This window comes from Tateyamaria algicola (genome assembly GCF_047715485.1).
GTDB lineage: Bacteria > Pseudomonadota > Alphaproteobacteria > Rhodobacterales > Rhodobacteraceae > Tateyamaria.
In genome coordinates this window covers 1,050,207-1,075,599 of sequence record NZ_CP180422.1, presented here as the reverse complement: position 1 = coordinate 1,075,599, position 25,393 = coordinate 1,050,207, and the positions used below count along the sequence as shown (strand labels likewise).

The following is a 25,393-nucleotide window of genomic DNA, read 5'->3' as shown; positions in this document are numbered from 1 at the left end:
TCAGATCTCCTTGTGCGGGTCGCCATGGGCGGCGGCGAGGTTGGCTTCGATCTCGGCCATGGAATGCGGCACGCTTGTATCCGTGATGCCTGCCATCAGCAGCCCCAATTCTTTTTCGTCTGTTTCCGCCGTCAGGCGCTCACCCATGATCTGACCGTCAAACATGACGGCCACACGATCCGCAAGGCCCAGGATTTCTTCCAGCTCCACGGACACAAGCAGGATCGCCTTGCCCTGATCGCGCAGCGCGACGATCTGCTGGTGGATGAATTCGATGGCCCCGATGTCCACACCGCGCGTGGGCTGGCCGACCAGCAACAGGTCGGGATTGCGCTCGATTTCGCGGGCCAGCACGATCTTTTGCTGGTTCCCGCCCGAAAAGTTCTTGGCCGCCAGATGCGGATGCGGCGGGCGCACGTCAAACCTGTCCATCTTGGCCTGGGTCTCGGCCTTGATCGCCGCATTGTCGCTGAGCAGACCCTTTTGGTAGGCGGGATCGCGGTGGTAGCCAAAGGCTGTGTTTTCCCAGGCGGCAAAGTCCATGATCAGCCCTTCGCGCTGCCGGTCTTCGGGCACATGGGCGATGCCATTGGCGCGGCGCGATCGGCCGTCGGAGTATTTTCCCGTCAGATCAATAGGCTGTCCGTTCAGGGTGATCGCGCCCGTGCCATCGGCATACCCGCCCAGCACCTCGAGCAATTCGGATTGCCCGTTGCCCGCCACGCCCGCGATGCCCAGGATTTCGCCCGCGCGCACCTGCAAATCGATGCCGCGCAGCCGCTCGACCCCCTGATCGTCAACCACGCGCAGGTTCTGCACATCCAGCACGACGTCACCGGGGGTGGCGGTGGCCTTGTCCACGCGCAACAGCACCTTGCGGCCCACCATCAGCTCGGCCAGTTCTTCGGGGCTCGTCTCGGCGGTCTTCACCGTGGCCGTCATCTCGCCCCGGCGCATCACGCTGACAGTGTCGGTGATATCCATGATCTCGCGCAGCTTGTGGGTGATCAGGATGATCGTCTTGCCCTCTTCCTTGAGGCGGCCAAGGATGCGGAACAGCTGGTCGGCCTCGGCCGGGGTCAGCACGCCGGTGGGCTCGTCCAGGATCAGGATATTTGCCTGTCGATACAGGGCCTTGAGGATTTCGACACGCTGCTGCATGCCCACGCCGATCTCTTCGATGATGGCGTCCGGATCGACCTTGAGGTCGTATTCCTTTTCCAGGTCCAGCAGCGATTTGCGGGCCTTGGCCAGCGACGGGCGGAGCAGGCCGCCATCTTCCGCGCCAAGGATGATGTTTTCGAGGACGGTAAAGTTTTCGACCAGTTTGAAGTGCTGGAACACCATGCCGATGCCAGCCGCGATGGCGGCCTGGCTGTCGGGGATTTCGGTCTTGTTGCCGCTGATGAACACTTCGCCCGCGTCGGCCTTGTAAAAGCCGTAGAGGATGGACATCAGCGTGGATTTGCCCGCGCCATTTTCGCCGATGATCCCGTGGATGGTGCCGGGCATGACCCGGATCGAGATGTCCTTGTTGGCCTGAACGGGGCCGAAGGCCTTGGAAATGCCTTTGAGTTCGATGGCGGGATGGGGGGCGGTCATGTGGTCAAGTTCCCGGCTTTGAAAAAGGGCCGCGCCGCAGTGGATGCGGCACGGCCCGATGCTTGTAAGGGCTGGCTTAGAAGTTCAGCACGGGGCAGCTGTCATCGGACATGTAGTCATGTACCGCCAACTCACCGCTTGCGATCTTGTTGGACGCATCGTCCACCGCGTTGCGCATCGCGTCTGTCACCAGCTCGGCGTTGTGCTCATCCAGCGCATAGCCGACCCCGCCATTGGCCAGACCCATCACCTGGAACCCGGTTTCCATGTCTGTGCCATCTGTAAAGGCCTGGAACACCGCGTTGTCCACGCGCTTCATCATCGAGGTCAGGACCTTGCCCGAGTGCAGGTAGTTCTGGTTGCTGTCCACACCGATCGACAGGATACCCTCGTCGGCAGCGGTCTGCAGAACGCCCACGCCCGTACCACCCGCAGCCGCATAGACCACGTCAGCGCCTTGGGAAATCTGCGCCTTGGTCAGCTCGGACCCCTTCACCGGGTCATTCCAGGCCGAAGGTGTCGTGCCGGTCATGTTGGCCACGACAGTCGCGTCCTCGTTCACGGCCTTGACGCCCTGCGCGTAGCCGCAGGCAAACTTGCGGATCAGCGGGATGTCCATGCCGCCGATAAAGCCGACTGTGCTGGACTCCGACGCCATCGCCGCCATCATGCCCACAAGGTAGGACCCTTCATGCTCGTTGAACACGACCGAACGGACGTTGGGCGCATCCACAACCATGTCGATGATGGTGAACTTGGTGTCGGGATAGTCGGCTGCCACCTGACCCAGCGCGTCGGCAAAGGCGAACCCGGCCATGACGATGGGGTTGGACCCGGCCTCGGCAAAGCGGCGCAGGGCCTGCTCGCGTTGGGCTTCCGATTGCAGTTCGATCTCGCGGAAGGTGCCGCCCGTTTCGTTGGCCCAGCGTTGCGCGCCGTTAAAGGCCGCTTCGTTGAAGGATTTGTCGAACTTGCCGCCCAGATCAAAGATCAGCGCAGGATCGGCCAGTGCCGCACCCGCAGACAGGGCCAGCGCAGCCGTTGCGCCAAAGAATTTCTGCATCAGGGTCATTGTGTCGTATCTCCCAGTTATCATGGTTGGGGCAGTGGCCGCAGGGCTACACATGCCCGGGATCGCAGTGATCATACGGGATTAGGCCGCAGGGGCACGGTGGGGTCAACCGCTTTTTGACCATTTGGCCAAGGGATACAGGCCTTGACCTCGGGGGAAGCTGAAGGCTTGGGCGGGGGCGTGCGCCAGCCATCCGCACCGGGCGTGGCATCACCCTGCGGACTCACCGCAAGCCGGGAAAGGCAGGGGCGCGCGCATCACAAGCGCATCCGCACGGGCCTCGCCGCGTCGGTAATATCCGGGTCGGCGGGCCACGATCTCGAATCCATGACGGGTATACAGGGCACAGGCCGGCAGGTTGTCCGCCGCCACCTCAAGAAAGGCAGTGTCGGCATGCTGCGCCGCCGCCGCCATCCAATCGCGCATCAGGGCCGTTCCGACACCGCGCCCCTGCTGGTCGGGGCGCACCGCGATGGTCAGCAACTCGGCCTCGCCCGCAATGGCCCGCCACAGGGCAAAGCCATGAGAGGTGCAGGTCAGGCGGCAGTGCGGCCCGTCGAGCAAATCGCGAAATTCGGATGCGGACCAGGGGCGGCCCTGGACAAAGGCGGCGCCGTGCAGGTCCGCAAGGGCCTCGGGTGTCATGGCAGCAAGGTGGGTGCGCGATCCCGCGCCGGGGCCGCATCCGGCGCCCGCACATAGAACGGGGCCGGGGCCGTGGGCTGTGCGAGCCACAGATACGCGGCATGACCGGCAATCGCCTCCGCCAGCGCGGCTGGGTGCGGTGCGGGGGCCGGATGCGCCACATCCGCTATCGGGACAAGGCGCGGGCCAGCACCGTCCGAGACAAAAGCCATGTCGCGCGGCGCAGGAATGGCCACGGTGGTGCCTTCGGGCGCAAGCCGCGCGCGGGCCTCGAACCCGGTAACACCATAGGCCGGAATGCCAAGGCCAAGGGCCAGGCCGCGCGTCGCGGACACTCCAATACGGATGCCGGTAAAATTGCCCGGCCCGGTGCCCACGGCCAGCGCAGACAGGTCGCCCCAAACATGGCCCTGACCCGATAGAACCTCTTCCAAAAGGTCCATCAAACGTTCCGCCTGCCCGCGCGCCATCTCTTCTCCGACCGATGCAAGCACCTGATCACCGCGCACAAGGGCCGCCGCACAATGGGCGGCGGAGGTGTCGAGGGCCAGGATCAGGGGGGCATCGCTCAAGGGGCGGACTCCGACAGCGCGTCGCGCGCCGATCCGCTCTCGCGGGGGGCGGTATCGTCGATATGCAGCCAGGGCAGGGCGCTGTCGGCATGGCTGTGCAGCGCAGGGGGCAGGACGTCGGCCTGATCCATCACGCCAATCGGGACATAGACCTGATCCGGCAAATAGGGGAACCACGCGGCCAGCGGCGACCCGCAGCCCGGACAATTCCAGCGCTCCACCCCCGGCCCATGGACCTGCGGCGCACCCAGATCGGGCAGGGCGGCGCGGTCAAAGGCGACAAAGGCGGCGACAGGCGCGCCCGTCCAGCGTCGGCAGTCGCGACAATGGCAATAGGCAACGGTGTGCGGGGCAGAGGAAAAGGACATACGCGACGCGCCGCAATAGCAGCGCGCCGTAAACGCGGCCGTGTCAGACGGCGACAGGGCGCACCTCGGTCACTTCGGGAATGTAGTGGCGCAGCAGGTTCTCGATGCCCATTTTCAGGGTCAGCGTAGAGGATGGGCAGCCTGCGCAGGCACCCTGCATGTGCAGGTAGACCACGCCGCGGTCAAACCCGTGGAACGTGATGTCACCACCGTCCTGCGCCACGGCGGGGCGCACGCGGCTGTCCAGCAGTTCCTTGATCTGGCCAACGACAACACCGTCTTCGCCGTCATGCTCTGCGTGGCCGGATGCGGGTGCATGGCCGTCATCCATCACCGGCTGACCAGACTGGAAATGCTCCATGATCGCACCCAGCAGGGCGGGCTTGATATGGTCCCAATCGACCGCATCGGCCTTGGTCACGGTGACGAAATCCGTGCCGAAAAACACGCCAGTCACACCCTCCACCGAAAACACGCGCTGCGCCAACGGTGACTTGCTTGCCGCATCGGCGGTGGGGAAGTCTGCGGTGCCAACCTCCAGCACGGTCTGGCCGGGCAGGAATTTCAGCGTGGCGGGATTCGGGGTCGATTCGGTCTGGATGAACATCGGCGCATCTCCTGAGGGTTACTGTTGGATATGCGGGTGCGGGGCAAAAGTGTCAAGGTTTGGAACCGTTCTAAACTGTGCGGGCGGCCGGTTTTGCGACCATAAAGCTAAAGTTGTCCATTTAACTCCCCATTGTGTCTTGGGCGCTAAGGCAGAAGCCGAAGCAAGTACAAGGACGCCTTGGTATGGCAAATTACACAGTTGGGGGTTACGCCCAGAACGCCTTTTATATCACGCCTGATGGACAACTGGCTCTCGATCCCGATTTCGATGCGAGCGAGGACGCGCTCGTTTACGAGATTGAGGAGTCCGATGGCGGCGTCCTGTTCAATGGCGACAATGCCAATGACGAAGTGGGCGATGGCGACCAATATGCCAAGAAGTACGATGCCAATGGCAACCAGCTGACAGAAGGCGAAGTCTACCTCGAGGAAAGCTGGACGCTGACAGACGGGGCGGGCAACACCGTCACGCTCTACAAGGTCGAAAGCAACGGTGTGCATTCCGGATGGGTGGCGGATGGGCCGATCACACCGGGCACAGCCTATGCCTATTCCGGCCCCAACGATGTCACCGCAGGCAACGCGCCGCGCTATGACAGCCTTGTGGCACCCACAGACGATCCGGATGATCAGAACGACTACAAAGGCGGTGACTATGCAGACGATCACAGAACCGGCGACGATGATGACAAGATCGAGTCCGGTGGTGGGAACGACCGGGCCTCCGGTGGTGGCGGCAACGACAATATCAGGGGCGGCGACGGAAACGACACGCTTTCGGGCGGGTCAGGCAATGACGACATCAAGGGCGATGGCGGCAATGACTCGATCAGCGGCGGCTCCGGTAACGACAAGCTCGAAGGGGGCGAGGGCGATGACACGATTTCCGGCGGCAGCGGCGATGACACGATCAAGGGGGACAAAGGAAACGACAGCCTGAGCGGCGATGCCGGTTCTGACAGCATCGACGGCGGCGACGGGAACGACACGATCGATGGCGGCGCTGATGATGATACGATCAAGGGCGGATCGGGTGACGACAGTATCGAGGGCGGGTCAGGCGACGATTCGATCGACGCTGGTTCGGGCGATGATACGATCAGCGGTGGCACAGGTACCGACACTGTCAAGACCGGCTATGGCGAGGATACCGTCGTCCAGACCGAAGATGGCCATATGGTCGTCACAGATTTTGACACCGACGATGATGATGCGAACGGGCAGTACAATGACCAGATAGACGTCTCCGACCTGCGCACACCCGATGGGCGCCCGATCAACGCCTTTGACGTCGTGGTGACGGATGACGGCAGCGGCAATGCCCTGCTGACCTTTCCCTCGGGCGAGACACTGGTGCTGCAAGGGGTGTCGCCCGCGCAGATGTCCTCGGTCCAGCAGTTGAACGCGGCGGGCATCCCCTGTTTCACCACCGGAACGCGCATCGCCACCGCGCGCGGGGCGATCCCGGTCGAACAGATCCGTGCGGGCGACCTGGTCCAGACGCGGGACAACGGGCTGCGCCCCGTGGTCTGGACGGGCCACCGCGAGGTGGGCGCGCGCGAACTGGCGACCAACCCGCTGCTGCGCCCCATCCACATCGCTGCGGGCACGTTCGGCAATGACCGCGCGCTGCGCGTGTCGCGGCAACACGCGCTGGCGCTGGGCCAACGGGACGGAAACAGGGCCTGCGTGCTGGTGCGGGCGGGCCACCTGGCCCGGATACGGGGCGGGTGTGTCCGTGTGGCGCAGGGGGTCCAGTCGGTGACATATGTGCACCTGCTGCTGGAAAGCCACGACTTGATCATCGCCGAAGGGGGACTGGCAAGCGAGAGCTTCTATCCCGGCGCCTGGGGCCTCTTGTCGCTGGGCCATGATGCGGTGCAAGACCTGCTGCACCTGATGCCCGCACTGCGCGCGGCACCGGCGGCCGAGGCCTACGGCCCCCTGGTCCACCCGATCGCACGGTTCCACGCCTTGCCCCCTGCGGTGGAGGACCTGCGCGCAATCGCGTGACCTTGCAGGGTCAGGTGATGGCTTCCAGCTTTTCCTTGCTCAGATCGCCGGGCACGATGGTGATGGGGATGGGCAGGCTGCCCGCACTGCGCGACATTTGCGTGACAAGGGGGCCGGGGCCCTTCTTGTCCGTGCCGGCACCCAGGACCAGAACGCCGATCTCGGCGTCGTCATGCACTTGCGCGATGATCTCGTCCACAGGCTGCCCCTCGCGGATCACCAGCTCGGGGTCCACCCCCTGCTTGTCGCGCATCCACTTGGCAAACACCTCGAAATGCGCGTGAATCCGTTCGCGCGCCTCTTCACGCATCACCGCACCCACACCAATCCAGTGATTGAACTCATCCGGCGGGATCACCGACAAGATCGCCACGCCGCCACCCGTATGCGCGGCGCGCATCGCCGCAAAACGCATTGCATTCAGACACTCACGGCTATCATCCAGCACCACCAGAAATTTACGCATGATGTCTCCTCTTTGAGGCGAACATGGCGCATGGGCCCGCCCCGTGCAAGCCGGATGGTGGCGCCACAGACATGCAGGCGGTCAGGTCGTCGCGGCCCAATCCCAATACATCTCGCGCACGCGGGCGGTCACCGGGCCAATTTCGTAAGCGGTGTCCTCAAATCCCGTCACAGGCGTGACCTTCATCATGTTGCCCGACAGGAACACCTCGTCGGCGCTTTCAAAATCCTCAAACGACAACACGGTCTCGACCACGTCCATCCCGTCGGCGCGCATGTTCGCCATGTGGCGGGCGCGGGTGATGCCGGCTAGAAAGGTGCCGTTGGGAATGGGGGTGAACACAACGCCATCCTTGACCATGAACACGTTGGCGGTCGCGCTTTCGGCCACGTTGCCCATGGCATCGGCCACCAGCGCGTTGCCGAACCCCCGGCGGCGCACCTCGGCCAGCATGCGGGCGTTGTTGGGATACAGGCAGCCCGCCTTGGCATTGACCACATTGTCCTCGATCACCGGGCGGCGAAACCGGGTGCGGCCCAGCGTGGTCGACGCACCCTGTGCGGCCATCGGCACCGCCTCGAGGCATATGGCAAAGCCGGTCGTCCCGGCCTGGGGCACGATGCCCGAGGGATCGCCATCCAGCCCCCAATACATTGGCCGGATATAGACCGCCTCGCCCGGCCCATAGGCGGCCAGCCCCTCGCGCACGGCGGCGACGATGTCGTCGGTGGCCATGGTGGGGGTGATCATCAACGCTTCGGCGGATCGGTTCACACGGGCGCAATGCGCCTCGAGGTCGGGGGCGTGGCCGTCAAAATAGCGCGCGCCGTCAAACACGGTCGAGCCGACCCAGCTGCCGTGATCTGCCGCGCGCATGATCGCGATGTCCGCATCATGCCACGCGCCCTCATAGAACGTACGGATATGTGTGCCGATGGCCATAGTCTGCCCTCCCTCAATCGGGCCAAGCTAGCAGAGCCAGGTCATCGGTCCAGACCTTTATGGGGTGCTGCCACGCTGCAACTTGTAAACCCCTTCGGGCAGGTCCAGTGCGGCGGCCAGATCCTGCACCTGTTCGGGCGACAGCGTGATCTTGACCATACGATCCGTACGCGGATCGAACTGTTCGACGGTGATCACCTCGGCAAAGCTGTTGACGACCACGTCTTCCTGCAGGGGGGCGGCGCCATCATCGACCAGTGTGATCACGGTCGCGTCGAATTCATGCTCAATCGTAAACATGAGGGCACGCTATGGCATCGGCAGCGACTTGCAAAGGGGGGACACAACCGCTTGATCAGGGCTGGAAGCCCCCCATTTGCGTGATAGGTTGCGCCGCAATCGAGAGTAAGAAGGATATGCACACATGACCCGTTGGATGGCTGCCCTGGCACTGCTGTTTTTTGCGGCCGCCTGTGATGAGGCAGTGATCACATCTGCGCCGACATCGACAGTCGCCCCCGCATCCGTGCAGAACGTCCCGGACGAATTGCGCACCCGCGCGCAGGCCGAACGCGCCTTTGTGCAGGTCGTGGGCCGGGTCGAACCGGTGGCCGAACGCGAATGCCGTGCGCGCACGAACGGAGTGAATTGCGACTTCAAGATCCTCGTGGATGACCGCCCCGGCCAACCCGCCAACGCGTTTCAGACCCTGGACGAAACCCAACGCCCGGTGCTGGTGTTCACGATCGCCCTGTTGGAAGAGGCGCGCAACGCCGACGAAATCGCCTTTGTGATGGGGCACGAGGCGGCGCACCACGTGCGCGGCCACATCGCGCGCCAACGCGAAAACGCAGCCGCAGGGGCGGTGATTTTCGGCGGTCTGGCCACGCTGACCGGCGGCGATCCGGGTGCTATCGAATCCGCACAGCGCATCGGGGCACAGGTGGGCGCACGTACCTATTCCAAAGATTTCGAGCTTGAGGCAGATGCCCTGGGCACCGTGATCACCGCGCGCGCGGGCTATGATCCGGTGAGAGGGTCGGAATTCTTCAACCGTATTCCCGATCCCGGCGACCGCTTCCTTGGCACGCACCCGCCCAATGCGCAGCGGATCGAAACCGTGCGCCGCACGGCAGAGGGCCTCTAGACGGGGCGCAGGCCCGATCCCCGCAGTCGCAACACAAGGCCGATGATCGACATGGCGACCCAGAAAATCTGGATCAGCGCGGCGGCGAGGTTGAAGCTGGCGGCCAGGCCGATCAGCACGCAGGATGCCGCGATGATATTGATCGCAAAGTAAAGCCGCGAGTTGCTGTTGAGCCGATGAAACGTCAAAAGTGCGTAGTTCATGACGTAAAGGCAAAATCCGATGACGCCGATGGCCTCCAGCACGTGCGCAGGCACGGTCGTTAGAAAAGACATTGGGACAAATCCGATGCAAAAATGCGGTCTTAAATCAAAGTACATACGTCCTAGCATGGGCGCGCCGTTCTGTCGGGTGGGGGATACCTGACCTTGAAGCAACTGGGGCGCATCCTGTTGGACCGGGGGTCAAAGTACGCCGTATCGGGCTGTGTGGTGACGGACCGCGCGGCCATTGATGCGGCCCTGGCCGATCTCAAACGTGACCGGGCCTATGCCAAGGCGACCCACAATACCTGGGGCGCGGACCTGATCTCGGGCGGACCGATCAAGGGTGATGACGGCGAGGCGGGCGCGGGCATGGTGATCCTGCGCATGCTCGAACGTGAGGGCCTGCGCGATCATCTGGTAGTGGTGACCCGCTGGTACGGTGGCAAACATCTGGGCGGCGACCGGTTTCGCCACGTCCAGACTTGCGTGCGGGCCTATCTCGACGCGCTTTGATCTGGATCAAGGCAGCGCGCGGCCGATTGCGGAACGCTGGGGCCAAGCCCTCGTTCCAACAGGAAAGGACTCCGACAGATGACCGACACTGCCCGTTTCAAACGTCACGCCGCCCTTGTGGATCGCATGGCCGAGGCCCGCGGCCTCGATCTGGAAGAGGTCGCGCTGCGCGGCGATATCACCCCTGGCGACATTTCCGAGATGGTGCTGCGTTGCACGGGCTGTACCCAGACCGAGAATTGCGAACGCTGGCTGGCCGAACAGGTCGGCGCCGTCTCGGCCGCGCCGCACTATTGCCGCAACGCCCGCGCGTTCTCGGCCCTGGCCGCACATTCAGGCGGATAGCGCCACCGACACAGCCGCAAAAAAGCAGGTCGAGGCCGCCAGCACGAACACGTGCCAGACCGCGTTCTGGTAGCGCATGTCGGGATAGCGGTAGACCACCGTTCCGGCGGTATACAGCAGCCCGCCGCCCACAACGAGGCCCACGGCCAAGGGCGGCAGCGTCTGCCACATGGGCCAGATCAGCAAGACGCTGGCCCATCCCATGCCCAGATAGACCGGCAGCGACCCCGGCGCATCCGCCGCCCAGTAGGTCAGCTTGGCCACCGCCCCTACCAGCGCCACGATCCACACGCCAGCCAGCACCACATAGGCAAAGGCCGACCCGATCAACACCGCAATCGGCGTGTAAGTCCCTGCAATCTTGAGGTAAATGGCCGCGTGATCAATGCGCAGAAAGACCGGGCGCGCCCGATCCCACGGCAACAGGTGATAAAGTGCCGAGGCGATGAGCGAAAAAAACAGCATCCCCGCATAGATGCTGGTCGCCGCGATCTGCGGGGCCGCATGGGTCTGCGCCACATAGACGATCAGCACCACGCCCGCCGCAATACCCGCCGTCAGGCCAATCAGATGAACCGACGCATCGGCCAGTGTTTCACGTAAGGAGTAGGGATAGGGCATGTCGCTCAGCCTGCCGTCAGTCACACCGGCAGTCTAGGCCGATAAGTGTCACATTTGTGTTGACGTGGCGCGAAGCCGCCGAAGATGCCAGCGATAGATCACCGGCGCCAGAACGTGATCATAGATCTTGCACGCCGCCCAATGCACACCTGGCACTGACACCAGACGCGCCAGCCAGCGATAGCGCGGCATGTCGCGCCAGAGCACGATAAAGGCGGGAATGCCCGAAAACATCTCACCATCCTTCAGCACGTATAAACGCCGCGCCGCCGCATCCCGGCTCAGCCCCCAATCGGCCATCTCGGCCTGGTTCAGATCCTCGAACCGGATCGCCAGACCCTCGCGCCCGCTATAGGCGGCGTAATGGGAAATCTCGAAATTGCAGACCGGACAGTCGGCATTGTACAGAACGCGGGTGTCATCACTCATGACGCAAACATAAGCCAACGCGCTGCGCCCCAAAGAGGCAAAGCGCCGCAGCTCAGCGCGGTTTGTTCCCGTCGATCCAGCGCGACATCATCACCTTGTCCTTGAAACACTCCGCCGGGATCTCGCGCCGCTTGAGGCGGGCAATGCGTTCGGCAAACTGCACCTGCTTGGCACTGGGATAGGCGGAAAACCTGCTGACGGGCACCGCGCCCTTGGCCCGGTCGATCCAGGCCGACAGCGCTGCCTTGTCACGCAACAGCGCACTGGGCAGCTTTGCCCCCGACTTTGCTGCCAGACTGCGCGCATAGGCAATCTGCTTGTCCGTGGCCGGCTCAACCGCCTCGATGGGCAGCGCGCCTTGGGCGGGGTCAAACAATCCGGGCTGATGCGCATGATAGGACATGGGAAACGCTCCGTTCTCCGATATGAGAACAAATATAGAACATCCATCAAATTTTACAAGTCCCGCCGCTAAAGCGCGTTGTGCGATCCATCACACAAGGGCGCCTTGTCACTCGCCTTGCAGCCGCAAAAGAACACTTTCTTGTCTGCCTCGGCCGTGAACTTCACCGGGTTGAAATCGGTCTCCTTGTGCGACCCATCGCAAAACGGCTGGTTGGCGGATTGGCCGCAGGAACACCAGAAATAGGTCTTTCCGGCCTCGACATCGACGGGATAGGGCGCTTTCTGCGCGATCTTGGGGGTGGCCATGCCTCGGGGGTCCTTTCCTTGGGTAAGCCCCCCAAGACCTAGCGGCATGGCAGCCAATTGCCAGACAGGGCTAGACCAGCCGCCCCCACAGGTCGTATTCGCCCGCCTCGTCCACCTCGACCGTCACGATATCGCCGGGCGTCAATGCGGCGAACCCCTCGTCGATGAACAGGTTCCCGTCGATCTCGGGCGCATCGGCCATGGTCCGGCAGGTGGCGGCCTCGCCGTCGACCTCGTCCACGATCACTTCCATGCGCCGGCCCACCTTGGCCGCCAGCTTGGCCTCGGAAATCGCCGCCGCCTTCTCCATGAACCGCTCCCACCGCTCTTGCTTGATCTCGGGGGCAACGTGATCGGGCAGGGCGTTCGACCGCGCACCTTCCACGTTTTCGTATTGAAAGCAGCCGACGCGATCCAGTTGCGCCTCGTCCATCCAGTCCAGCAGGGTCTGGAATTCGGCCTCAGTCTCGCCCGGATAGCCGACGATAAAGGTCGAGCGCAAAGTGATCTCGGGGCAGATGTCGCGCCACTCGGCAATCCGGTCCAGCGTGCGTTCTGCCGCTGCGGGGCGCGCCATGCGGCGCAACGTGTCGGTGTGGGCATGTTGGAAGGGAATGTCGAGATATGGCAAGACCAAGCCCTCTGCCATCAACGGAATAAGGTCGCGCACATGTGGATAAGGGTAGACATAGTGCAACCGCACCCACGCCCCGAGCGACCCCAGGTCGCGCGCCAGGTCGGTGATATGGGCGCGGTGGCCGCGGTCTTCGGCATGTTTGATGTCCACGCCATAGGCCGACGTGTCCTGGCTGATCACCAACAACTCGCGCACACCCGCATCGACCAGTTTCTCGGCCTCGCGCATCACCGCATGGGCCGGGCGACTTGCCAGCCGTCCGCGCATATCGGGGATGATGCAGAACTTGCACTTGTGGTTACAGCCCTCTGAAATCTTGAGGTAACTGAAATGCCGGGGCGTCAGGCTGACCCCGCTGGCGGGCAGCAGGTCGATGAACGGATCGGGGTCGGGCGGCACCGCACTGTGCACGGCATCCAGCACCTGTTCGTATTGATGGGGCCCGGTGACGGCCAGCACCTTGGGATGCGCGCCGGTGATGTATTCCGGCTCTGCCCCCAGACAGCCCGTGACGATGACCTTGCCGTTTTCGTCCAATGCCTCGCCAATCGCCTCCAGGCTCTCGGCCTTGGCGCTGTCCAGAAACCCGCAGGTGTTCACGATCACCGCATCCGCACCGCTGTAATCGGGAGAGATGCCGTAGCCTTCGGCGCGCAGGCGCGTGAGGATGCGTTCGCTGTCCACCAGCGCCTTGGGGCAGCCCAGGCTGACCATGCCGATGGTCGGCTGGCCGGGGCGGGCAATGTCGCGCATCTGCGCGCTGGGGGCGAGGTCGGGGCGCAGGTCGGGCGGGTTTGTGCTCATGACCTGCCTCATATGTGAACTCTGCGCGCGGGAAAAGGGTTGGGGTCAGCCCTTGCGCTGCGTTAGGCTGATATCAACACGTCGCCAGAACGGAGCAGTTGTCATGAAATGGATCACCCGCCTTATCGGATTCGTCCTTGTCCTCGTCCTTGTGGCGGTGGTGTCGGTGTTCTTTCTGCCTGCTGACCGGATCGGGGCCATCGCCGCCGATCAGATCCGCAAGGCGACGGGGCGCGATGTGTCGATCACGGGCGTGTCGATGACGCTGTGGCCGGTGCTGGGCGTGCGGGCGGACGGGCTGGAGGTCGGCAATGCCGACTGGTCCGAGCAGGGCCCCATGCTCACGGCCGAGAATGCGGCGATTGGCGTGGATGCGATGGCGCTGCTCTCGGGTGAAATCCGCATCACCAATATCGAGGCGACCCGCCCCACAATCCGTCTGGAAAGCCGCGCGGATGGGCGGGCAAGCTGGGTCTTTACCGATGCCAGCGGCGAAGCCCAGATCGAAACCGAGACCGCCCCCGCCGAGCGTACGCCGCAGGAAGTGATTATTCAGAAATTGCAGGTAACGGACGCCACCCTGATCTATGACGCCGAAGGGGCGGATCTGGTGTCCTATTCCGGTGTCGATCTGTCGCTCGATTGGCCTGAACGTCTGGGGGCCGCCGACATCAAGGCCACGCTGCGCCCCGCGGGGACACCGGTTGATGTGCGCGCCACGATTGGCGGGTTTGCAGGGTTCATCACCGGGCAGGTGCAACCCATCGACGTGACCATCACCGCCGGGGGTGGCTCGGCCTCGCTCAAGGGGCGGGGCAGCACGGCGGGGGACGTGGCAGGGCAACTGGCGCTCGACATGCCCAGCACGGATGATTTCATGGCCGCGCTCGCCCTGCCCAAACCGGGCTTGCCATCGGGCTTGGGTCAATCCGTGGACATGCAGACCGAGCTGACACTGACCGCGAACCGCCGCCTGTCCCTGCGCGAGTTGCGCGCCGATCTTGGGGGCAACGCGCTGAGCGGTGCCGCTGACATCAGCCTGAACGGCACGCCCGAAGTCAACGCGCAGCTGAACGCAGGCGCGCTGGATCTGCGCAGCGCCACAGGCGACAGCAGCAGTGCCGGTGGGGGCAGCAGCACCGGCGGTGGCACCGCCGCCCCGGCGGGCAGCGGCTGGCCCACGGACCGGATTGATGCCAGTGGGCTTGCGGCTTTCAACGGGCAAATCGCACTGACCGCTTCCTCCATCGACCTTGGGCAATTCAAGCTGGGCCAGACCCGCACGCTTTTGCGCAACGACAACAGCCGCATGGTCTTTGAGCTGCGCGAGGTTGCGGCCTATGGCGGCACGGTGACGGGCGAGTTCGTGATGAACAACCGCTCGGGCCTGTCGGTCGGGGGCAACATGAACGTGGGCGGCATCGACATGCAGGCGCTGCTGACGGATGCCGCAGGGATCGAGCGGCTGACCGGTGCCGCCAATGCGCAGATGTCCTTTCTCGGGGTGGGACAAAGCGTGGATGCGATCATGAAATCCCTGTCGGGCAAGGGGGCCATCAACTTTGGGCAGGGCACCATCCTGGGCATCGACCTTGACCGGCTCATGCGCTCGGGTCAGGTCGGAGGCGGGACAACCGTGTTCGACAGCCTTGGCGGGTCGTGGACCATCGCGCAGGGTGTGCTGCGCAACGAGGATCTGCTACTGAAACTTTCCAACTACGAGGCGCGCGGGAACGGACAGGTGGGCTTGGGCGAACAAACCATCGACTACACCTTTACCCCCGTCGCCCTGCGGGGCGGGGAAGGCAATGAAATCGCCATTCCGGTCCGCATTCGCGGCCCTTGGGCCAACCCGCGTATCCAGCCGGACCTCGATGCCGCGATCGACCTGAACCTCGACAAGAAAATCGAAGAGGAGAAGGCCAAGGCCGAAGCCAAAGCCAAGGCAGCCGTGCGCGAAAAGGTGGCCGAGGAACTGGGGGTCGTGGACACCGGCCAGGACCTTGAGGACGCGGCCAAACAGAAGGTCGAGGACAAGGTCAAAGACAAGCTGCGCAGCCTGTTTGACTGATCTGTCCCCGCGGGGACAGCGTGTTCGGTGCGGTTACGCCTTTTTGACGGTTTTGCGATTGTCGTGCCGAATCAACCCCCTGCCGGATCGCACGGTGCGGTGACGTGATTTTAACCACGCACGCGCCATGCTGCCCGTGAAGGCGGGCGGTCGCGGCAACCGCCCGAAATCGCTAGCCGAAGCGACCGGTTTTCATGCCCAGTTCCAGCTTGTCCTGCACCTTGCCCGCGGCTTCGGCCTTGGTGATGCGGCCATTTCGGTTCTTGTCGAGCCCACGGTTCTGATCATAGGCCCGCGTGCCTTCGCGAAACAGCACGTGGCTGTCGAGCTTGCCCACGGCGACGGGCAGCAGAACGGCCATGTAGACATCCGACAGCGATGGCATCGCGCGACTGCCCACAACGCTCTTGAAATGCGCCTCGACAAAGTCGAGCTGGTCGACGGCCGTCATCTGCGCCAGCTTGGCCGTGGTGGTGCCAAGACCGCGCGCGGTGGCGGGCATGAACTGGATCAAGCCGGTCGCGCCGCTGCCAGCCGCGTTCTTGACGTCGGGCGTAAATTTCTCGCCCGTTTCAAAGGCCATCACCGCCATCAGGTGGTTGGGATCGCATTTGAGCCGTGTCGAGATGGCGATGACCTTGTCGTTGAAGGCCTGCCCGTGCTTGTCGCGCGTGATCGCGCCAAAGGCGATGGCCTCACCCGAGGCGGCCGCCGGGGGATCACTGGGGAACATGGTGCCGGGCGTGTCGGCGCCGGCTGGCGGGCCTGAAGGGCCTGCGTGGCCCGGGCCGCCATTGATCGCGTCATCAAAGTCAAACGGCGGCAGGGTCATCCCCAGTTTGCCCGCCGTGCCGGGGCCCACGACGCCATCGTCGGCTTCGGTGCCGAACACGCGGGTCTGGAAATCAATCACGGCCTGGAAGGTGCCGGGGCCAAAATCGCCATCGACCGTCAGATGCGCGCCATTGCGGTTCAGTGCCTTTTGCAAATCCTCGACCAACGGGCCAAACGATCCAAAGCGGAGCAGAACCGTTTTGCCCGCGCAGTGGGTGCGGATCATCATCTGCGCCTCTTCGGCGTCAAAGAGGACGTATTGCGTTTCCTTTTGCATGCCGAGGCGGTCGGCAAAGGGCGCGATGAAGCCTTTGTAGGGGCCAACCTCGGATCCCGGCACGCCCTTTTTGACGGTGCCTGCGATGGTCTGGCATCCGGCGGAGGAGAATTTGGCATCAGCCGGGTTGCCATCGACGCCCATGTGAAAGGCGCAGTGGATGTTGTCGCCCGCGATGCGCCCGACCTCCCACCGGTCGGACAGGTCGAAATCGGAATCGTTGCCGGTGCGCTGGATCGTGATCGCGCATTCCTGGCGCAGGGCCCAGTGGCCGCCCGCGCCCTCGCTGCGCTTGTGCCAGCCCGCCACGTAGCGGCTGTAGCGCCCGCGCCCCATCTGGTTCACGCCGACGCCGTTGTTGGACACTTTGGACGAGACGACGGGACCGTAAGGCACGGTCGAGCCGGGGAACAGCGCGAGCCCCTCGCCGGGTTTCCAATGGCCGACGGCGCATTTCATCACGCGGTAATCCACGGGCGTCATCACGATTTCATGGCCCGCGGCAAGGCCCGTGCCTGCAAAGTCCACCGGGCGGCACCCGCGCAGGCCAAAGACGGTGAGCCGGGTGTTGTCGATGGGAAAGAGCGAGCGGCGCCAAAGCGCGATCATGTGCGCGTCGGTCAGGATCAACTGGCCGGATGTCGTGGGTGGGGCGACAATGACGGGGGCAGGGGCCGGTGCGGGGTCGGCGGGGGCTGCCGGTGCGGGGGCTGCTGGCGCCGGTGCGTCGACGATGGGGGCCGCGACGACAGGGGTGTCGACCGTGGGGCTGGCCACGGGCGGGGCCGATACCGCCTCTTCCGAGGTTTGGGCAAAGATATCCTCGATCGCCTGTTTGATCTGGGACAGTGCGCCGCCCTGCAGGTTGTCGAGATTGGCGGCGTGGCCGTCGATCTTGGCCCGGATGCTGGTCACTTCGGCGGCGAGTTCGGCCAGCCCCATCAGGGCCAGGTCGATGCGCAATTCGTCGATTTCCGCCGCGATCCCTTCGAGCCGCTGCATTTCGGCGGTGTCGCCTGCGGCCTTGGCGGCTGCCCACGGTGCTTCGAGAGACCGCCGCATGGTCATAAGCTGTTGTTTCAATTGATCCCGATCCATGGATCACCTCCCTTTGAAAAATGGATTGGACTTAATTTCGTGCTGTCTTGATCGCCTCCGCGAGGATTTCGATTTCGACGGATGCGGCAATAAGGGACGTCAAATCTGGGCCGTTGGACTGGGTGGCGACGGCCACGACGGCCTGGTCCATGGCAATGATGGATTGATCGAGCAGGATGACCCAACCGGCCAACAGGGCGCGGAATTCTTCGAGCCGGACGCGGTTGTCGCCGCTGACCCCGTCACCGCCGCCCAGCCCGCCGATCTTGGTATAGCCAAGCTGCACGACCTCGAACATCTGCGGCGTCCCCTTGCGCAGGGTCAGCAGCAGCGCCTTCATGTCGGGGTGTGCTTTGACCAGTTGTTCGCGGAAATCGGCGCGGTTCTGGGCCTGTTCGAGCAGTTCGAGGATCGGGATGACCTTGCCGATGCCCCCGGCCAGTGTTTCGACCAGCGCGACATTGACGCCTGCCGCGCCCCCCAGGGCGCTGAGCGAGGTCTTGAGGGCGGTGTTGGCCGAGGTGAGTTCGCCGCGCACGGCTGCCGCTGCCTCGCCCGTGACGAGGCCCGAGAGCGCGTCGTTGTAATCCTTGAGCGCGGTGAGGCCGGCGCGGATGGCGCCGGTGAGGGGCGGATCGCCGACCTTGAGGTAATAGCGCGCCTCGTCCGGGTCGAAGTCGCGGATGCCGGGTTTGCGGCTGAATTGCTGGGCGACCAGTTTGCGTTCGGCGCTGCCCACCTGGTCGAGCACCTTTTCCCCTTCGATATACTGGATTTCAAAGGCCTGTCTGTAGGCCTGAAATTCAGCGGCGCCGTATGAGCATGCGCAGAGAAGTCCAACCAGAAGGAGGAGGGGGGCAAATCGTCGTATCATGAATTATCCAGCTAAAATCGGTCGCTAAAGTGCGTTCAATCCTACGTTGAAGGATGTTCAAAAACAAGCGTGCGAGTGTCTGGCCAGTCCGGGGCGTATGGTTTTACAGGGTTTGGTCGTAGTCGCCGACGCCGGGTTCGGTGCGAATGACGGCGTCCAGATCTTTGAAAATGGCGCGCATTTCGGCGTCCGACTGCGGGCTTTCGCACACCACGACGAGGTTGGGGGTGTTGGACGAGGCGCGCACGAGGCCCCAGCCCCCGCCCGCAAGCTGGACGCGCGCGCCGTTGACCGTGATGATCTGTTCGATGGCGCGCCCGGCGATGGTCTGGCCCGCCTCGGCCATCGCCTGCAGCCTGGCCACGATCCGCGCGAGCGTGTCGTATTTTTCGTCATCCGCGCAATAGGGCGCCATGGTGGGCGTGGCGTATGTGGTGGGCAGCGCGGCATAGAGGTCGGACATCCGGGCATCCGGGTTGCGGTCCATCAGCTTGCACAGTTCGACCGCGATCCGCATCCCGCAGTCATAGCCCCGCCCGACGGGAGTGTTGAGGAAGTAGTGGCCCGATTTCTCGAACCCTGCCAGCGCGCCCAGGTCCTTGACCCGCCGTTTCATGTGGCTGTGCCCGGTTTTCCAGTAGTCGACCTTGGCCCCGTGCCTCAGCAGTTCGGGGTCGGAGGCGAAAAGGCCGGTGGATTTCACATCCGCCACGAAGGTCGCGCCGGGGTGCTGTTTGATCAGGTCGCGGGCGAGGATGACGCCGACCTTGTCCGAGAAAATCTCGACCCCCCTGTCATCAACCACGCCGCAGCGGTCGCCGTCCCCGTCGAACCCCAGCGCGAAATCCGCGCCCGAGGCACGCACGGCGTCGGCCATGTCGTGCAGCATCTCCATCGCTTCGGGGTTGGGGTTGTAGTTGGGAAAGGTGTAGTCGAGCGCGGTGTGGCGGTGGATCACCTCGGCCCCGATCCGTTCGAGCAGGTGCGGGGCGAAGGCCCCGGCCGTGCCATTGCCGGTGGCGCACACCACTTTGAGCGGACGGGACAATCGGAAATCGCCGACGAGATCGTCGAGATAGGCCTCTTGCACGCCGGGGACAAAGGTATAGCCGCCGCGCGGACGCGCCTCGCCCCGGCCCGACAGCACGATCTCGCGCAGCTCGCTCATCTCGTTGGGGCCGTGGGTGAGGGGGCGGTCAAAGCCCATCTTGACCCCGGTCCAGCCGTTTGGATTGTGGCTGGCGGTGACCATGGCGACGGCGGGCGCATCGAGGTGGAACTGGCTGAAATAGGCCATGGGCGACAGCGCCGGGCCGATATCGCGCACCTGGATGCCCGCCTGTATCAGCCCCAGGATCAGCGCATTTTTGACTGCCAGCGAATAGTCGCGGTAGTCGTTGCCCACTGCGATCACCGGCTTGATCCCGCGCCGGTGCATCTGGGCACCCAAACCCAGACCCAGCGCGGTCACCCCCGGCAGGTTGATCTGTTCGGGATACTTCCAGCGGCAGTCATATTCACGAAAACCCGAGGCCGCGATCATCGGATCGCGCATGAACGCCCACGTGTTCGGTGTCACGGTGGGGGTTGGTGTGCGCATGTGGGCCGGGTCTTACAGAGTGATCGGATTGGCCTTGGCCAATGTGTCGAGCTGCATCAGCATGGCCACGAGGGCGGGCATCTGATCGAGGTAGATCATGTTGGGCCCATCGCAGGGGGCCGTATCGGGATCCTGATGCGTCTCCATGAAGATGCCGGCAACGCCGATCGCGGCAGCCGCGCGCGCCATGACCGGGGCCAGTTCGCGCTGTCCGCCCGAAGAGCCGCCAAGCCCGCCGGGTTGCTGCACCGAATGCGTGGCATCCATGATCACGGGATAACCGGTCTGCGCCATCTGCGGCAGGGACCGCATGTCGGTGACCAGCGTGTTGTACCCAAAGGAGGCGCCGCGTTCGGTCAGCATGATCTTGTCGTTGCCGGTGCTTGCGATCTTGGCCGCGACATTGGCCATGTCCCAAGGGGCAAGGAATTGCCCCTTTTTCACGTTGATCACCGCGCCGGATTCACCTGCCGCGATCAGCAGATCGGTCTGGCGGCAGAGATAGGCGGGGATTTGCAGCACGTCGACAGCCTCGGCCGCGGGGGCGCATTGGCTTTCCTTGTGCACATCTGTCAGCACGGGCACATCGAGCGCCTTGCGCAGGTCGGACAGTACTGCCAGCCCCTTGTCCATCCCCAGCCCGCGCGAGGCGTCTGCCGAGGTGCGGTTGGCCTTGTCAAAGGACGACTTGAAAATGTACTGCGCGCCGACGGCGGCGCAGGCCTCTTTCATCACGCCCGCGACCATCTGGGCGTGGTCCGCCGATTCCAGCTGGCATGGGCCCGCTATGATCGTGAGGGGCTGGTCATTGCCGACCGAGAGGTTGGCGATTGGGACGTGTTTCATCTTAGCTGGTTACCTGTTCGCGCAGGATCGACGCGGTGAGCGAGATCATCAGGTAGATGCCTGCAAAGACGAGGAATGCCAAGATCGTGTTTTCGAATGCGCGGGGATAGGACGGTTCCTGGCTGGCGATGGGTTCAACGGCCACGGTGAGGTAACGCACCTGGCGCGACGCCTCGACCCGGGCCTGTTCCATCTGTTGCAAGGCCGATTGCATCATCATGTCGCGCGCGGCGAGGTCGGCCTGCGCAATCTGGATGCGGGCGGCCAGTTCGGCCAGGGAGTTTTCGCCCTGCGAGACATCCGTCATCTTGGCATTGAGCAGCGCCAACTGTTCCTCGAGGATTTGCAATGTGCCGCGTGCGCCGTCCACGCGGGACTGGTTGGGGCGAGCGTTGTTCAGCAGGCTCGACAATTCGATCCGCTTTTCGATGATCTGGGTTTCAAGCTGCCCGATCTGGGTGCGCAAGGACGCGATCACGCCTTCGGGGTCGAGCGTGGCCCCTTCGATCTGGAGTCGCACGAGGTCTTCTTGCGCATTGCGCCGCTCGGCCTCGGCCCGTTCGAACCCTTCGCGGGCGTCCGACATCTGGTCGTCGCGTTTCTGCGCCGAAAGGTTGTTCACCCGGTCTTCGGCATAGTTGATCAGTTGGCGCGAGAAGTCCGCAGAGATTTGCGGATCGGCGGCCGCCACCTCCATCCGGATCATGCCCTCGGTCGGATCATAGCCGATTTTGACGTTCTTCTTGTAGGCTTTGTAGGCCTCTTCATTGCTGGGATCTTCGCTGAGCCGTTGGATCGGGTCGATCCAGTCCTGGGTAAAGTGCGATTTGAATCCCACGTCCTGGTCCAGCCGCAACATGGCGTCCTTTGACTGGAGGAAGCCCTGTACCGCGATACTGTCGGAGTTGGTCGCGAATTGCGTCGGCAGCAGCCCACCCAGGGGCCCGGCGCCGCCCGACCCCTCGTTCTGGATGATCAGGAATTCGGATTTGGTCGCATACATCGGCGTTGCGATGACGTAATAGTAATAACCCGCAAGGAAGGTCGGCAGCGCCACGAAAAAGGCAAGCCGCACCAACAGCAGCCCCATTTTCTTGCGCCGACGCCGCCCGATATCGCGCTGGATGTTCTGGATTTCCTGGGCGCGGCGGTCGGCGGGGCTGACCTCGGTCGAGGGCAGTTGCTGTTTCTTGGCCGGGATGGTCTGGGGCAGTTGCACCTTGCCCTGTTGCGCCGCTCCGGCCCCGCCTGCGGTGGCGGGCAGATTGGCGAAAGCGTCTGGCGCGCCGCCCTCATGGGGTTCGGCACCGGCCTGCGGCACCACAAGTTCCAGCATGTTGGAGCGTTGGAACGGGTCGATTCCTTGCGCGCGCAGCAGGCGCACCGCGTCGAAGTCGGAGGTGGCGGGCAGGTTGTGTTTTTGCGCGACCCGGCGGGCCATGCGCAACTGGCGACCTGTCAGACCTTCCTTGCGGATCGCGTCGATCGAGTTTTCGCTGGCCACCTGGCTGGCCGAGGCAACCTCGCCCGTTGCGGCGGGGGCCTGTGGCGCGGGTTGGGGTTGCGGGCTGGGCTGTTCCGCAGCGGCGTCGCTCTCCGCGCGCGCGTCTTGGGCGGCGGCGGCACTGCCCAGGGCAGGTGCGGTGCGTTTGATGCGGAATTTTCTAGCCTTGGGTTTCGTAGTCATAGAGCCGTTTTGCCTCTTCCAAGGTGTCGAACATATGCAGTTTGCCGTCCAGCAGGACAGCCGCAGAGCGCGCAAATTTCTCGAGCGTTTGCGCCTGGTGTGACACGATGATGATGGTGGTGGTGCGCAGCCGTTCCTGCAACACCTCCCCCGCTTTGCGGTTGAAATCGACGTCTGTCGAGGATGGCATCCCCTCGTCGATCAGATAAATGTCAAAGTCGAGCGCGAGCATCAGCGCAAAGGAAAAGCGCGCCCGCATGCCCGAGGAATAGGTGCCGATGGGCTGGTCGAAATATTCGCCCAGGTTGCAGAGCCAGCGGCAGAAGCTCTCGACATAGTCGGGATCAAGCCCGTAGAGCCGGGCGATATAGCGGCTGTTTTCGTGGGCCGAGATCTTGGGGATCACCCCGCCCATGAAGCCCAGCGGGAACGAGATGTTGCACATCCGCCGGATTTCGCCCTCATCCGGTTTTTCCAGGCCCGCCATCATGTTGATCAGCGTCGTTTTGCCCGTCCCGTTGGGGGCCAGCACCCCGAAGGAGTGGCCGAGTTCCACCCGGAAGGACACACGGTCAAGGATCACCTTGCGCTGTGTGCCCGTCCAGAAGGACTTGGATACGTTTTCAAACTCTAGCATCCCCGTTGCTCCGCGGTGTGCTGCTCTGCCCCTGCCATGGAGGTGGGGAACCGAAACCCTCCTTACCAGAGGTGTGTTAACGGTCTAATCACCGACTTAGGCGACATTATGTCCAAATTTGAAACAAATGTACAGGAGTGGCGGGGCACTGTTGCGGCATAATAAACAGCGCAAACGCCCCGTCCACGGTGTCGTGAGCGGGGCGTTTCGGGTGTGTGCGTTTGGGTTTGCGGGCGTCTGGCGGGGTGCGCTGGCGCGAAACCTCACGCAGCCTTCAGTTTTGCGTGCGCGGCCCCGTTTTTTTCAGGCGATCACCTGCCACGCGATCCCGGCCAGTACCGAACCGGTAAGCGCAAAGCCCAGGTAAGCGGCAAAGACGCGCGGTTTCACCAGCGCCCAGACCGCGATGGCGGCGGGGATCGAGCTGACGCCGCCCGCGATCATGAAGGACATCGCGGCGCCGTTCGCCATTCCCTGATCCAGCAGATCGCCGATCAGCGGGGCCGCTGCGTAACCGTTGAGGTAGGCGGGCATGCCCACGAGCGCACCCAGCAGGATGGTGCCCAGACCGGTGCCACCAAGGATGTTCGCGATCAGGTCGGCGGGCATGTAATAGACCATCAGCCCTTCGATCACATAGGCCAGCGTCAGCCATTTCAGCAGGAAGACCGCGTTGTCGAGGCCTGCGGAGCGGAAGATTTTCACGCGGTCGCTGTCGCTCCAGAATGCCCAGACGGGCTTGGCCGAGAACGGTGCCTTGACCCCGCAACAGCCCCCCACCGCAGGCTTTTCACGCAAAGGATTGGTGAAGACGGGTGTGCCTGCCAGCAGCAACGTCCCAAAGCCGCCGAACATGCCCAGGGCCACGGCTGCTGCCGTCTTGGCCAGCGCAAAGTCGAGGCTGATGGCGCCCGTGGTGATCGCGAACATGGCCGGGTCCATCAGGGGCGAGGCGAGCCAGAAGGCCATCACGGCCCCCAGCGGCGCGCCCACGGCGAGCAGGGCGGCGATGAAGGGGATCACCTCGCAAGAGCAGAAGGGGGAGAGGCCACCGAGAAGCGCGGCCATGATGATCATGCGCGCCGGGTTCCCCTCGAACGCCTTGGCCAGCAGGTTTTCGGCGCCTGTGGCCTTGAGATAGGCGATCGCCAGCACCGCGAAGGTGATGAAGGGCAGGGTGCCGGCCAGGGCCTTGCCCGCAAAGATCACCACATCGTCCACCCGTGCAAAGTCGAGCAGGGCAACCAGCAGGATGATGGCCCCGACGGCCAGCCACACGCGGTCGAGCCGCGCCAGCCAGCTGGGTGAGGGCGCAGAAGTTGTCGTGTCAGCCATGGGTGTGATCCTTGTCCGGGTGCGCACTGTCGGCGCAGCATTCAGTGAGCAGGAAGTTCGAGAGGCTTTCGACCTCGTCAAAGGCGACGGCGGCGCAGATGATCGAACGGCCCTGACGGGCCTGTGTAACCAACCCTGCGGTCGCCAGAATTTTCATGTGATGGGTCAGTGTCGATCCGGTGACGCCTGTGCGGTCTCCGAGTTCGCCGATGCTGAGCCCGTCTGGCCCGGCGCGCACCAGCGTGCGCAGGACCGACAGCCGTTGTTCAGAGCCGAGCGCGGCAAAAGCCGCAGCGGCGCGGGTGAGGTCGAGGGGTTGGGGGCTTTTCATTTTCATGATTCTAGAAATATCGAAGTGATCGGAATCGCGCAAGTTTTATTTCGATAATATTCGAAATGATTGTCCTTCCCGGCAAAACGCCATAGCTGCTT

General features: G+C 63.7%; 28 protein-coding genes. 5 read left to right on the top strand and 23 right to left on the bottom strand.

Going from position 1 to position 25,393, the window contains the following annotated elements; genetic code table 11:
* The 6 genes from ACMHLQ_RS07670 to ACMHLQ_RS07645 all read right to left on the bottom strand — a co-directional run bounded on the left by ACMHLQ_RS07670 (window position 1) and on the right by ACMHLQ_RS07645 (window position 4,866).
* Window positions 1–1,602, bottom strand: a complete 1,602-nt coding sequence (locus ACMHLQ_RS07670; protein WP_415404192.1) for an ABC transporter ATP-binding protein — start codon at window positions 1,600–1,602, stop codon at window positions 1–3.
* Between the two features lie 76 nt (window positions 1,603–1,678).
* Window positions 1,679–2,674, bottom strand: a complete 996-nt coding sequence (locus ACMHLQ_RS07665) for a BMP family lipoprotein (protein WP_415404191.1) — start codon at window positions 2,672–2,674, stop codon at window positions 1,679–1,681.
* Window positions 2,675–2,884: 210 nt separating this feature from the next.
* On the bottom strand, window positions 2,885–3,319 hold the full coding sequence (locus ACMHLQ_RS07660) for a GNAT family N-acetyltransferase (RefSeq protein ID WP_415404190.1): 435 nt from the start codon (window positions 3,317–3,319) through the stop codon (window positions 2,885–2,887).
* The gene (gene tsaB, locus ACMHLQ_RS07655) at window positions 3,316–3,891 is read right to left on the bottom strand and encodes a tRNA (adenosine(37)-N6)-threonylcarbamoyltransferase complex dimerization subunit type 1 TsaB (RefSeq protein ID WP_415404189.1); all 576 of its coding nucleotides are present in this window, start codon (window positions 3,889–3,891) and stop codon (window positions 3,316–3,318) included. Before tsaB ends, ACMHLQ_RS07660 begins: the two co-directional genes overlap by 4 nt.
* Window positions 3,888–4,259 carry a GFA family protein gene (locus tag ACMHLQ_RS07650; RefSeq protein WP_415404188.1) on the bottom strand — a complete coding sequence of 124 codons (372 nt, stop codon included), beginning with the start codon at window positions 4,257–4,259 and terminating at the stop codon, window positions 3,888–3,890. The genes tsaB and ACMHLQ_RS07650 overlap by 4 nt, the downstream gene beginning before the upstream one ends.
* A gap of 43 nt (window positions 4,260–4,302) precedes the next feature.
* Window positions 4,303–4,866 carry a NifU family protein gene (locus tag ACMHLQ_RS07645; protein WP_415404187.1) on the bottom strand — a complete coding sequence of 188 codons (564 nt, stop codon included), beginning with the start codon at window positions 4,864–4,866 and terminating at the stop codon, window positions 4,303–4,305.
* Between the two features lie 185 nt (window positions 4,867–5,051).
* Between ACMHLQ_RS07645 and ACMHLQ_RS07640 the strand changes: the two genes are divergently transcribed.
* A complete protein-coding gene (locus tag ACMHLQ_RS07640; protein ID WP_415404186.1) occupies window positions 5,052–6,881 on the top strand; it encodes a Hint domain-containing protein in 1,830 nt (609 codons plus the stop codon).
* A gap of 10 nt (window positions 6,882–6,891) precedes the next feature.
* Here the strand turns inward: ACMHLQ_RS07640 and ACMHLQ_RS07635 are convergent, their stop codons facing one another.
* The 3 genes from ACMHLQ_RS07635 to ACMHLQ_RS07625 form a co-directional block, all read right to left on the bottom strand.
* Window positions 6,892–7,347, bottom strand: coding sequence for a universal stress protein (locus tag ACMHLQ_RS07635; RefSeq protein ID WP_415404185.1), 456 nt, complete (start codon window positions 7,345–7,347; stop codon window positions 6,892–6,894).
* Window positions 7,348–7,428: 81 nt separating this feature from the next.
* Window positions 7,429–8,289 carry a branched-chain amino acid aminotransferase gene (locus ACMHLQ_RS07630; RefSeq protein ID WP_415404184.1) on the bottom strand — a complete coding sequence of 287 codons (861 nt, stop codon included), beginning with the start codon at window positions 8,287–8,289 and terminating at the stop codon, window positions 7,429–7,431.
* 57 nt (window positions 8,290–8,346) lie between these two features.
* Window positions 8,347–8,589 carry a hypothetical protein gene (locus tag ACMHLQ_RS07625; protein ID WP_415404183.1) on the bottom strand — a complete coding sequence of 81 codons (243 nt, stop codon included), beginning with the start codon at window positions 8,587–8,589 and terminating at the stop codon, window positions 8,347–8,349.
* Between the two features lie 124 nt (window positions 8,590–8,713).
* On the opposite strand from ACMHLQ_RS07625, the gene ACMHLQ_RS07620 reads away from it, so the two are divergent.
* Window positions 8,714–9,436 (top strand): M48 family metallopeptidase, encoded by a 723-nt coding sequence (locus ACMHLQ_RS07620; protein ID WP_415404182.1) that lies wholly within the window; start codon window positions 8,714–8,716, stop codon window positions 9,434–9,436.
* Here ACMHLQ_RS07620 and ACMHLQ_RS07615 read toward each other — a convergent pair.
* Window positions 9,433–9,711, bottom strand: a complete 279-nt coding sequence (locus tag ACMHLQ_RS07615) for a CBU_0592 family membrane protein (RefSeq protein ID WP_415404181.1) — start codon at window positions 9,709–9,711, stop codon at window positions 9,433–9,435. The two genes, ACMHLQ_RS07620 and ACMHLQ_RS07615, sit on opposite strands and share 4 nt — an antisense overlap.
* A 93-nt stretch (window positions 9,712–9,804) precedes the next feature.
* Here ACMHLQ_RS07615 and ACMHLQ_RS07610 point away from each other — a divergent pair, with 93 nt between their 5' ends.
* On the top strand, window positions 9,805–10,155 hold the full coding sequence (locus ACMHLQ_RS07610; RefSeq protein ID WP_415404180.1) for a YigZ family protein: 351 nt from the start codon (window positions 9,805–9,807) through the stop codon (window positions 10,153–10,155).
* 78 nt (window positions 10,156–10,233) lie between these two features.
* Window positions 10,234–10,500 (top strand): DUF6455 family protein, encoded by a 267-nt coding sequence (locus tag ACMHLQ_RS07605; RefSeq protein WP_415404179.1) that lies wholly within the window; start codon window positions 10,234–10,236, stop codon window positions 10,498–10,500.
* Here ACMHLQ_RS07605 and trhA read toward each other — a convergent pair.
* The 5 genes from trhA to rimO form a co-directional block, all read right to left on the bottom strand.
* A complete protein-coding gene (trhA, locus tag ACMHLQ_RS07600; RefSeq protein ID WP_415404178.1) occupies window positions 10,489–11,145 on the bottom strand; it encodes a PAQR family membrane homeostasis protein TrhA in 657 nt (218 codons plus the stop codon). The genes ACMHLQ_RS07605 and trhA overlap by 12 nt on opposite strands.
* Before the next feature lie 24 nt (window positions 11,146–11,169).
* Complete coding sequence (locus ACMHLQ_RS07595; RefSeq protein ID WP_415404177.1) at window positions 11,170–11,550, bottom strand: thiol-disulfide oxidoreductase DCC family protein; 381 nt, start codon at window positions 11,548–11,550, stop codon at window positions 11,170–11,172.
* A gap of 52 nt (window positions 11,551–11,602) precedes the next feature.
* On the bottom strand, window positions 11,603–11,953 hold the full coding sequence (locus tag ACMHLQ_RS07590; protein ID WP_415404176.1) for a hypothetical protein: 351 nt from the start codon (window positions 11,951–11,953) through the stop codon (window positions 11,603–11,605).
* Between the two features lie 68 nt (window positions 11,954–12,021).
* Window positions 12,022–12,261 (bottom strand): CDGSH iron-sulfur domain-containing protein, encoded by a 240-nt coding sequence (locus ACMHLQ_RS07585; protein ID WP_415404175.1) that lies wholly within the window; start codon window positions 12,259–12,261, stop codon window positions 12,022–12,024.
* 70 nt (window positions 12,262–12,331) lie between these two features.
* A complete protein-coding gene (gene rimO, locus ACMHLQ_RS07580) occupies window positions 12,332–13,702 on the bottom strand; it encodes a 30S ribosomal protein S12 methylthiotransferase RimO (RefSeq protein WP_415404174.1) in 1,371 nt (456 codons plus the stop codon).
* Window positions 13,703–13,805: 103 nt separating this feature from the next.
* Between rimO and ACMHLQ_RS07575 the strand changes: the two genes are divergently transcribed.
* On the top strand, window positions 13,806–15,773 hold the full coding sequence (locus ACMHLQ_RS07575) for an AsmA family protein (protein ID WP_415404173.1): 1,968 nt from the start codon (window positions 13,806–13,808) through the stop codon (window positions 15,771–15,773).
* Between the two features lie 172 nt (window positions 15,774–15,945).
* Here ACMHLQ_RS07575 and ACMHLQ_RS07570 read toward each other — a convergent pair whose 3' ends face one another.
* The 8 genes from ACMHLQ_RS07570 to ACMHLQ_RS07535 all read right to left on the bottom strand — a co-directional run bounded on the left by ACMHLQ_RS07570 (window position 15,946) and on the right by ACMHLQ_RS07535 (window position 25,298).
* Window positions 15,946–17,982 carry a peptidoglycan-binding protein gene (locus ACMHLQ_RS07570; RefSeq protein WP_415404172.1) on the bottom strand — a complete coding sequence of 679 codons (2,037 nt, stop codon included), beginning with the start codon at window positions 17,980–17,982 and terminating at the stop codon, window positions 15,946–15,948.
* Between the two features lie 31 nt (window positions 17,983–18,013).
* Window positions 18,014–18,856, bottom strand: a complete 843-nt coding sequence (locus tag ACMHLQ_RS07565; RefSeq protein WP_415404171.1) for a hypothetical protein — start codon at window positions 18,854–18,856, stop codon at window positions 18,014–18,016.
* Window positions 18,857–18,959: 103 nt separating this feature from the next.
* Complete coding sequence (locus tag ACMHLQ_RS07560; RefSeq protein WP_415404170.1) at window positions 18,960–20,456, bottom strand: phosphomannomutase/phosphoglucomutase; 1,497 nt, start codon at window positions 20,454–20,456, stop codon at window positions 18,960–18,962.
* Between the two features lie 12 nt (window positions 20,457–20,468).
* Entirely contained in the window at window positions 20,469–21,302 is an 834-nt protein-coding gene (gene kdsA / locus ACMHLQ_RS07555) for a 3-deoxy-8-phosphooctulonate synthase (RefSeq protein ID WP_415404169.1), read from the bottom strand.
* 1 nt (window position 21,303) lies between these two features.
* Entirely contained in the window at window positions 21,304–22,989 is a 1,686-nt protein-coding gene (locus tag ACMHLQ_RS07550) for a capsule biosynthesis protein (protein WP_415404168.1), read from the bottom strand.
* Entirely contained in the window at window positions 22,967–23,626 is a 660-nt protein-coding gene (locus ACMHLQ_RS07545; protein ID WP_415404167.1) for an ABC transporter ATP-binding protein, read from the bottom strand. Before ACMHLQ_RS07545 ends, ACMHLQ_RS07550 begins: the two co-directional genes overlap by 23 nt.
* A gap of 303 nt (window positions 23,627–23,929) precedes the next feature.
* Window positions 23,930–24,961 (bottom strand): permease, encoded by a 1,032-nt coding sequence (locus ACMHLQ_RS07540; protein ID WP_415404166.1) that lies wholly within the window; start codon window positions 24,959–24,961, stop codon window positions 23,930–23,932.
* A complete protein-coding gene (locus ACMHLQ_RS07535; RefSeq protein WP_415404165.1) occupies window positions 24,954–25,298 on the bottom strand; it encodes an ArsR/SmtB family transcription factor in 345 nt (114 codons plus the stop codon). Before ACMHLQ_RS07535 ends, ACMHLQ_RS07540 begins: the two co-directional genes overlap by 8 nt.
* Window positions 25,299–25,393 lie beyond the last annotated feature (95 nt).